This window comes from Candidatus Electrothrix sp., from assembly GCF_052785085.1.
The window spans coordinates 1-4,555 of the sequence record NZ_JALAAI010000193.1 but is presented as its reverse complement, the minus strand read 5'-3'; the positions used below and the strand labels follow the sequence as shown (position 1 = coordinate 4,555).

The following is a 4,555-nucleotide window of genomic DNA, read 5'->3' as shown; positions in this document are numbered from 1 at the left end:
TGCGCTTGGTGGTTTGTTCGCGGTCTTTATAGTCGATGGTGGCAAGATCAATATTCTCCGAAATGGCAGTGGGCAGAAAGCCGCGAATAAAGTCACGAACGTTCTGCGGGTCGCTCATGAGCTGCTTAAAAAAGGTATCGTGGGAGTTGGTGGTTTTAGGGCTCATGGGGCTGGAATAACGTCCTCTCTTTTACTTGGTATAATTACATGAGATGTCTACCAAAAAAAGATACTGCCTTCAATACTAAAGTTATAATAGTGCGCGTGCCCTCTTGTTGGCACTTTAACTATGCCGCATAAGACCGATTTTGGAAATTGCTTTGTAGATATGCATGAGCGCAATAAACAGTATCCCAGAATATTTATACGACCGCGCAAAGAGCTTGAAAACGTTGCCTGGAAAATAAACTTAACATCTTCGAAGCCTGACCCCGAGGTGTGTGTAACATCTTCGAAGCCTGACCCCGAGGTGTGCCTGACCCCGAGGTGTGCCTTCTTTTTGTCGCAGACCCCGACCACCCACTCATTGGCACAGGCGGGCTGGTAACCGGACCGACCGGTCTTTTTACTGGTGAACCTGCGCGGACAGACATCCTCGCGGCCACGAAAGAGGCTGCGAAACAATTGAATCTTCGCTTCCGGTGGGGAGTGGCTATGAACAGGGGATGGTGCATCCATGATATTTTATTGCACATCGAAAAAGTTTAAGAAACCGATTTTCCCCATCTTCTTTTTTTGTTTTCTCAAGTCGCGACAAAATTTCTCATATGGTCCAACAGCTTCAAGATAAAACAGTTGAATCATGTCACTGCGGATGTTGTCTAAAACCTCAACTGCAATATCATCGTAACTTTTTCCAGCACACCATCATTTTGTAAGAAAAATGTAGGAAGCCATTTGTAAGATGACAATCAAACAACACTTGGAAAGTGCAGTAGGCGCTTTCCGCAATCAATGAACATCAACACAAGGAGAACACAATGAAAAAATCAAACGTCATCGCCCTGATCCTGCTCGCCATCTCCATCGCACTGCCCACCACTTTTTCCATGGCCGCCGCCGAGCAAGACACCAGCAGCAGCCAGGCCATAGATGCAAAGATCAATATTAACGGTTCATCACTTAAATGAGTACCCAATACATAAAAGTTGAAAAGAGACATGACATGCGACAATTTGTTTGGTTCCGAATCAAGCAAATTTGGAGGTCGCAGCCATGTCTCAATCACTACTTTACCAAGTTTTTGGCATTAAAGGTGTAACTTATCGCGCAACCCGTTATTTAGGTAACGCAGTAATTTTCAAGGTAGAAGCAAAAAGTCGCCATGTTCAGTGCAGCTCATGCGGCCATAAAGCCTCTACTTTCAAAGGGCAAAAAGAGAGATTCTTTAGGATGCCCCCAATTGGCAGAAAACAAGCTCTGCTCAGTGTGACAATGCATCGCTTAAAATGTAAATCTTGCGGCGGCATCTGGTGGCCTTCACTCCCCTTCGTGAAAGGAAAACAGAGGTACACCCGATCTTTTGCACTGACGGTTCTCGATATGCTCCGCTTTGCTACAATAAAGGCTGTCTCGGATTTCCTCCACGTTTCCTGGAATGTAGTCAAAGAAATTCACAAGGACAAACTGAGTAAAACCTATCGCAATATCAGTTTAACCGATGTGAAGTACCTTGGCGTAGACGAATTCAGCATTCGGAAAAACCATAGTTACATGACAGTATTCGTCAATTTGCAGACAGGCCGTATTCTTCATGCTGTAGAGGGTAGAAGCAAGGAGGCCATTTCTCATTTTCTGAAACGTGTTAAAAGATCGGCCAAAAAGCTCCAAGCTATAGCAATGGATATGAGTGTCAGTTACTCCAATGCCGTGAAAGATATACTTCCAGATATCCCTATAGTTTTCGACAGATATCACATTATGGCTATCATGAATAGGCAAATCGACAACCTTCGCCGGGAGCAGCAGCGCTCACTAGATGATCAAGGTAAAAAGTGGTTCATCACTTAAATGAGTACCTGTCGGCATGAAGATCATAGAGACGTAATGTGAAATACTCCATGTCTCTAAAACCATAAGCCTGGCGCTTCATCGTTTTGATCTTATTATTCAACCCCTCCAGAAGGCCATTTGAAATCTTGTGAGGATAGTAGTGTATAATTCCTAGAAAGTGATCGATTAAGGTTGAAGCCATTTCTCTCAACTGCTTCACATCCGATGTCATTGCATCAAGAATCCAATTGACTAAATGAGCTACCCCTTTTTTCAGAGTTTTCTGCTCCCAAAATAATCGTAGTTGCTCTTTCATGGTGTGAATCTCGTAGAGAGGCCCATTTGCCTCTAACAGAGTATCTAACCTTGAACGATCCTTTTCTTTGACACTGTCGTAGTTTCGCAACAGCAGGTAGCGGCTGCCTTTGATAAACTTTTTAGGTTCATCACGGAAACGCGTACCCGGCATGACAGTTTGCTGCTGTTGCCGTGCAATTATCAACGATCCCGATCCTCCCTGATTAAGTTTACAGGATCAAACTGCCTTAAGGTTTCAGGCAGAGATTTTTCCTCGATTTCCTGCAGCAAATCGGCACGGCGTGATTTGTTGGATATGGAGGTATTCAGACCTTTTGCCAGTATGTAAACCGCTTCTTGTGCCAGGCTGCGATTTTCTACCTGTGCTCTCTTTTGCAACAGGTGATAAATATTTTCGGGTAACTCCCGGACTTGTAATGATGGCATGATATCCTCTTTTTCTAGGCATGACTGACTGCATAATTAATCATCATGCAGTTTTCATCATAATGCAAAAGAGTATTGCCACTGCCAAATACCCAAACGATCAACCCCTTTTTTTCAAGCCGCCCACTTCCTTTGCAATTAACCAAAAAGACTATTCAGCCCAGTCCTCAACATTCAATTGATCAACCCGGCAGTATTCTTGTACGTTATGCGTAACAACAGTAAGCTTGTTTGCCATGGCAATGGATGCAATCTGTGTATCCCGTTCGCTAATCACCCTGCCTTCTCTTTCAAGTTGAGCCCGTATAACAGCGTATTCCCCAGCAGCTGCTTCATCAAAAGAGTACATACCCAGTACAGATATTATCTGGCGAATCTTCTCTCTTCTTTCTTCTTTTTTTACCGGAGATTTTTCTATTCCATACAATATTTCAGCCAGGGTAACGGTAGATAAAAACAGATCAGAAGGCGTATATGTCTTAATTCGCTTAATCAAGCTACAGTCACCGCGCATCCAGTAACTGACAATATTCGTATCAAGCAAATACATATAATCCTTTATTGATCCAGACTGAATTTTTTTGACGGCAGTGCTTCAGGAATTTTAAATTCCGGATCCACAGGAAAAGCATCCCAGAACCCCTCGGGCCAGCTACTATTCTCAAGCGGTTCGAGAATCACCTTGTTCCCCTTTTTAGATATTTTGACTTCATTTCCCTTGAATCGGAACGCTTTTGGTATCCGCACTGCTTGGGACCGTCCATTTTTAAATATCTTTGCAGTTAGTTCCATAACACAGCTCCATTTTTACATCATTGATACATATCAATATATACCTCTTGTCAAAAAATTCAACAAGGGGTTCAAAACCATCTTCTTTCATTTTGAGCAAAGCAGTGGTGGCTGCGACTTTTCTTTTTTCAAAGACGCCTACCAGATCGGCAAGGCAAAGGCGCTGTTTGGAAAAAACATCATTGTTACCGTCAATACTGACTGGTCAACAGAGGATATCGTCCAGGCATCATTGGATCGCTGGCGAGTTGAAAAAGCCTTCCGGAGTATATGGGGTCGTATATGGGTCGTATATGGGGTCGGGCTTAGAAGTTGACAAGTTGGCCAATTCGACTACATTGTCGACATGGTACGCAAACCTCGCATTCATCTCACCGGTGGACTCTACCACGTTATTCTCCGCGGTAACGGAGGCCAGCCGGTCTTTCTTACCGACGAGGATCGCTGCCGCTTCTACCTCCTGATACAGGAAGGGACTTGCCGTTTCGACTATTACGGTGGGGAAGAAGATCTTCGAGTTCTTGGCGACGATACCTTTATGGAAAAATGTCTGGCCGGGTCTAGTGGCAGACCTCTCAGGCTAACAATAAAAGATATCGTCTCGGCTGTGTGCCTGTCGTATAATCTTGACGAGAGCATGTTGAAAACCAGGACACAACAAAGGACTCTTTCCTAGGCCCGGGCCATGATTGGCTGGCTAGCCTATGAATCGGGTTGCGTCAACCTCTCCGAGGTCGGCCGGTATGTCAATCGCGATGTAGGGAGTATCAGTTCAGCCCTCCGTCGTATGTCGGAACGCTTGCAAGATCGGCCCGAACTAGCCGACCGCGCTAAGAGCCTGAAAACGTTGCTTGAAAAACAAACTTGATATCTTCGAAGCCTGACCCCGAGGTCGACAAAGTGTGACCCCGTCTCAAGACGCGGTGATCCCGACGGTTTCTTCAGGGCTGGTAGCCTCGAGGATATTTTCCAGATAGCGTTGCAGCTCGGGGTAGCTGGCGCGGTCAATCCGTTTGTCGACCAGTTC

10 protein-coding genes are annotated in these 4,555 nt (G+C 45.0%); 4 read left to right on the top strand and 6 right to left on the bottom strand.

The window, feature by feature from the left end:
- Together L2082_RS18540 and L2082_RS18535 are read right to left on the bottom strand one after the other, a co-directional pair.
- Positions 1–166 (bottom strand): Rpn family recombination-promoting nuclease/putative transposase (locus L2082_RS18540; protein ID WP_446012129.1); only part of this gene is annotated, 166 nt, incomplete at its 3' end.
- Positions 167–216: 50 nt separating this feature from the next.
- Positions 217–678 (bottom strand): TOTE conflict system archaeo-eukaryotic primase domain-containing protein, encoded by a 462-nt coding sequence (locus tag L2082_RS18535; protein ID WP_446012128.1) that lies wholly within the window; start codon positions 676–678, stop codon positions 217–219.
- A 302-nt stretch (positions 679–980) separates the two neighbouring features.
- Between L2082_RS18535 and L2082_RS18530 the strand changes: the two genes are divergently transcribed.
- Positions 981–1,130, top strand: coding sequence for a hypothetical protein (locus L2082_RS18530; RefSeq protein ID WP_446012127.1), 150 nt, complete (start codon positions 981–983; stop codon positions 1,128–1,130).
- Between the two features lie 85 nt (positions 1,131–1,215).
- Positions 1,216–2,010: an ISL3 family transposase gene (locus tag L2082_RS18525; RefSeq protein ID WP_446012126.1), complete on the top strand. Its 795-nt coding sequence runs from the start codon at positions 1,216–1,218 to the stop codon at positions 2,008–2,010.
- Here L2082_RS18525 and L2082_RS18520 read toward each other — a convergent pair.
- The 4 genes from L2082_RS18520 to L2082_RS18505 form a co-directional block, all read right to left on the bottom strand.
- Positions 2,003–2,494 carry an ISL3 family transposase gene (locus tag L2082_RS18520; RefSeq protein ID WP_446012125.1) on the bottom strand — a complete coding sequence of 164 codons (492 nt, stop codon included), beginning with the start codon at positions 2,492–2,494 and terminating at the stop codon, positions 2,003–2,005. The genes L2082_RS18525 and L2082_RS18520 overlap by 8 nt on opposite strands.
- Positions 2,491–2,736, bottom strand: a complete 246-nt coding sequence (locus tag L2082_RS18515; protein WP_446012124.1) for a FitA-like ribbon-helix-helix domain-containing protein — start codon at positions 2,734–2,736, stop codon at positions 2,491–2,493. The genes L2082_RS18520 and L2082_RS18515 overlap by 4 nt, the downstream gene beginning before the upstream one ends.
- Positions 2,737–2,887: 151 nt before the next feature.
- The gene (locus tag L2082_RS18510; protein WP_446012123.1) at positions 2,888–3,280 is read right to left on the bottom strand and encodes a type II toxin-antitoxin system VapC family toxin; all 393 of its coding nucleotides are present in this window, start codon (positions 3,278–3,280) and stop codon (positions 2,888–2,890) included.
- Between the two features lie 14 nt (positions 3,281–3,294).
- Positions 3,295–3,528: an antitoxin gene (locus L2082_RS18505; protein WP_446012122.1), complete on the bottom strand. Its 234-nt coding sequence runs from the start codon at positions 3,526–3,528 to the stop codon at positions 3,295–3,297.
- Here L2082_RS18505 and L2082_RS18500 point away from each other — a divergent pair.
- Positions 3,419–3,844 (top strand): hypothetical protein, encoded by a 426-nt coding sequence (locus L2082_RS18500; RefSeq protein WP_446012130.1) that lies wholly within the window; start codon positions 3,419–3,421, stop codon positions 3,842–3,844. The genes L2082_RS18505 and L2082_RS18500 overlap by 110 nt on opposite strands.
- Before the next feature lie 30 nt (positions 3,845–3,874).
- Positions 3,875–4,204, top strand: a complete 330-nt coding sequence (locus L2082_RS18495) for a hypothetical protein (protein WP_446012121.1) — start codon at positions 3,875–3,877, stop codon at positions 4,202–4,204.
- Positions 4,205–4,555 lie beyond the last annotated feature (351 nt).

Excerpts from the sequence above, each read along its gene's own strand:
- L2082_RS18535 (WP_446012128.1), bottom strand. The coding sequence starts at position 678 with ATGGATGCACCATCCCCTGTTCATAGCCACTCCCCACCGGAAGCGAAG.
- L2082_RS18530 (WP_446012127.1), top strand. The coding sequence starts at position 981 with ATGAAAAAATCAAACGTCATCGCCCTGATCCTGCTCGCCATCTCCATC.
- L2082_RS18525 (WP_446012126.1), top strand. The coding sequence starts at position 1,216 with ATGTCTCAATCACTACTTTACCAAGTTTTTGGCATTAAAGGTGTAACT.
- L2082_RS18515 (WP_446012124.1), bottom strand. The coding sequence starts at position 2,736 with ATGCCATCATTACAAGTCCGGGAGTTACCCGAAAATATTTATCACCTG.
- L2082_RS18505 (WP_446012122.1), bottom strand. The coding sequence starts at position 3,528 with ATGGAACTAACTGCAAAGATATTTAAAAATGGACGGTCCCAAGCAGTG.
- L2082_RS18495 (WP_446012121.1), top strand. The coding sequence starts at position 3,875 with ATGGTACGCAAACCTCGCATTCATCTCACCGGTGGACTCTACCACGTT.